Consider the following 3,602-nt stretch of genomic DNA (forward strand, 5'->3'; position numbering starts at 1 on the left):
GTTTCAGAATCACAATCAGTGTCTAATTCCGAGTCAGCATCAGAGAGTGCATCAGTTTCAGAATCACAATCAGTGTCAAACTCCGAATCAGCCTCAGAAAGTGCATCAGTTTCAGAATCACAGTCTGTCTCAAACTCAGAATCAGCGTCAGAGAGTGCATCAGTAAGTGAATCACAGTCTGTATCAAACTCCGAATCAGCCTCAGAAAGTGCGTCAGTAAGTGAATCACAATCAGTGTCTAATTCAGAGTCAGCGTCAGAAAGTGCATCAGTTTCAGAATCACAGTCTGTATCAAATTCAGAATCAGCGTCAGTAAGTGAATCTATTTCAGAATCACAGTCTGTCTCAAACTCAGAATCAGCATCAGTAAGTGCATCAGTAAGCGAATCACAATCAGTGTCTAATTCTGAATCAGCATCAGAAAGTGCTTCTGTATCAGAATCGCAATCTGTATCTAATTCAGAGTCAGCATCAGAAAGTGCGTCAGTTTCAGAATCACAGTCTGCTTCAAACTCCGAGTCAGCGTCAGAGAGTGCATCAGTTTCAGAATCACAGTCTGCTTCAAACTCAGAGTCAGCATCAACAAGTGCGTCTGTCTCAGAATCACAGTCTGTATCAAACTCAGAATCAGCGTCAGAGAGTGCATCAGTTTCTGAATCACAGTCTGCTTCAAACTCAGAGTCAGCGTCAGTAAGTGAATCAATTTCAGAATCACAATCAGTATCTAACTCAGAGTCAGCCTCAGAGAGCGAGTCAACGTCGACATCACAATCCGAGTCAAACTCAGTTTCGCAATCAGAATCGAATTCAGTTTCAGCTAGTGAGTCAGCATCATTGAGTGAATCTCGAAGTACAAGTGCGTCAGTTTCGGCTTCTGAATCAGAATCATTGAGTACATCAAGCTCTTTGAGTGCTTCTGTATTTGAAAGCCAGTCTCAAGCCTTCAGTGCTTCAATTTCTGCAATCATTTCAACTGTTGAATCTATTTCGAACTCGGCTTCAAGCTTCATTTCAGCTAGTGAGTCGCTTTCGACATCTAACTCGGCATCATTGAGTGCATCTGTTTCAGGCTCACAATCAGTTTCTAATTCTGAGTCAGCGTCAGAGAGTGCATCGGTGTCTGAATCACAGTCTGTCTCAAACTCCGAGTCAGCCTCAGTAAGTGCTTCAATCTCAGAATCAAAGTCTGAATCAAACTCAGTTTCTGCGTCAGTCTCTGCATCTGAGTCAGTAAGCGCCTCAGAATCATCAAGCGCGTCAGCTTCGGCATCCGCTTCAGCATCATTGAGTGCCTCTGAAAGCACAAGTGCTTCAACTAGTATTTCAACTTCGTTGAGTACATCAGCAAGTCTTTCAGCATCAACAAGTGTATCTGAGTCATTGTCTGCATCCGCTTCAGTGTCAACTTCTGTAAGTACCTCAATTTCCGAGTCAGTTTCAGCGAGTGCGTCTGTGTCTGAATCACAATCAGTCTCTAATTCCGAGTCTGCATCAACAAGTGCGTCTGTATTAGAATCACAGTCTGTTTCAAACTCAGTCTCTGCATCAGAATCGGCGAGCACATCAGTTTCTGTATCTGAGTCAGCGTCAGCGAGCGCATCCGCTTCAGAAAGTTCTTCGATTTCAGCTAGTGAGTCTGTATCGTTGAGTGAGTCGCAAAGTGAAAGTGCATCAGCCTCAAAATCAACATCATCGAGCGTTTCATCATCATTGAGTGACTCACAATCAGTCTCAGTAAGTACTTCGATTTCAGCTAGTGAGTCTGTATCGTTGAGCGAATCACAAAGTGAAAGTGCATCAGAGTCTGTATCAGCAAGCACATCTGCTTCAGTCTCAGCGTCAGAATTAGCGAGCGCATCCGCTTCAGTATCTACGTCAGCCTCAGTAGGTGCGTCAGAATCAGCCAGCACATCAGCTTCAGTCTCTGTCTCAGAATCTGTAAGCGCATCTGAATCAGCTTCAGTGTCTGCCTCAGAATCAGCGAGCGCCTCAGCTTCAGTCTCTGCGTCAGAATCAGTAAGCGTATCTGAATCAACTTCAGCGAGCATCTCAGTCTCAGAATCAATTTCAACTTCAGAATCTATCTCTGTTTCAACTTCAATCTCTGAATCAATTTCAAACATTGTAAATCATTCAGAATCCGCTTCATCAAGCGTTTCAGTATCAGAGTCAGCTTCTACATCAGCATTCTTGAGTGCCTCTGAAAGCACAAGTGCTTCAACAAGTATTTCAACATCATTGAGTGTCTCATTGAGTGAATCACAATCAGCCTCAGTAAGTACTTCGATTTCTACAAGGGAGTCTGTGTCATTGAACGAGTTGCAAAGCGCAAGCACATCTGCTTCAGTCTCTGTCTCAGAATCTGTAAGCGCATCTGAATCAGCTTCAGTGTCTGCCTCAACAAGTGCCTCAGAATCAACTTCTGAAGTGAAAGATCCTAAGCACAAACGTGGTAGCCAAGCGCTTCCGAAGACTGGTGAGGAAAACTCATCATTAGGTATGGCCTTGGGTGCCTTGGCAACTGCAACTGGTCTTGGATTTCTTGCCAAACGTAAGAAAAATGAAGAATAGGACGAAGATTATTCGTATTTCAGGATTGTAGAAGTCTTTACAATGCTCAGATAAGCACAATAAAAAACACCTTCATGTTAGATAACCATTCTAGCTAGGAGGTGTTTTTTTGATTTGGAGATGTTGTGAAAGTTTCAAAATGGAACTGACTTTTTGAAATACTAATGACTACATAAAAATAAGAGACCACTTGAACATGCTCTCTTATTTGTTGTCTTGCTCATTATCTTGTTTATACATCACAGTTCCCACTGTTACAAGAATAGTCAACAGAATCGGTACAACTCGAAAAACTCCCCAGTCAGGGTCATAGGCCAAAAAAATTGAGACTAGGTAAAAAATAACACTAGTGTATAGAAAGTTTTTATTACCTTTTTTACGTCCTATTCTTGTTAAAATAGTTGCAATAATAAAACTAATCAAATTAGGTGCTAGGAAAATCATTATAACTATTCCCCAAGGATTTGACAGTCCTAAGAGCAAAAATAAGGCAAGATAAACGATAGCTAAATAAAAGGCGACTGCAAGGAGAATAGAAGCAAGCCTGTTGTCTGGAGAGTTCTTCTTAATGAGCTCTTGATTATTGACCTCTTGACCTCTTGACCAGTCTGACCCTTATCTTGGCTTGTGTCCAAGTTTGTATGTTGTACTGACATCTTTCTCATCTTCCCCTCTATTTGTGTCTAAATAGGTTAATTCTTTCACTTTTATTATACTCCTTTTTTCCTTCGTTTCAGCAGGATAGATAAGATTTTGAGCCATTTTTTATGAGATGTTTTATCGCTCTGTGATTGTTTTTTGTGGCACTAGAGTGACCTAACTTGACCCTCTGACACCTCAGTAAGTAATGAATGGCTTAGATAGTTAGAATTTATTTTCAGTATGAGAAAGTCTCCTAAAAAAGCCCCCCATCTTTACAGCTCAATGGATTGGTTAAATTGATGTTTTAAGGTGATTTAAGAGTAGCAGTCTTAGGAATTTGGTCTTTTTCCATTAGATTATTTTGGCTTATGACTGTCTCTTATACACCT

1 protein-coding gene is annotated in these 3,602 nt (G+C 41.2%); it reads left to right on the top strand.

Features of this window, described 5'->3' with window-relative positions; all coding sequences use genetic code 11:
• The coding region (locus H7T93_RS09850; RefSeq protein ID WP_201041948.1) for an LPXTG cell wall anchor domain-containing protein at nucleotides 1–2,571 on the top strand (2,571 nt) is incomplete at its 5' end.
• Between the last annotated feature and the right edge of the window lie 1,031 nt (nucleotides 2,572–3,602).

The sequence above is a fragment of the Streptococcus sp. 9.1 genome, assembly GCF_016648815.1.
Lineage (GTDB): Bacteria > Bacillota > Bacilli > Lactobacillales > Streptococcaceae > Streptococcus > Streptococcus salivarius_E.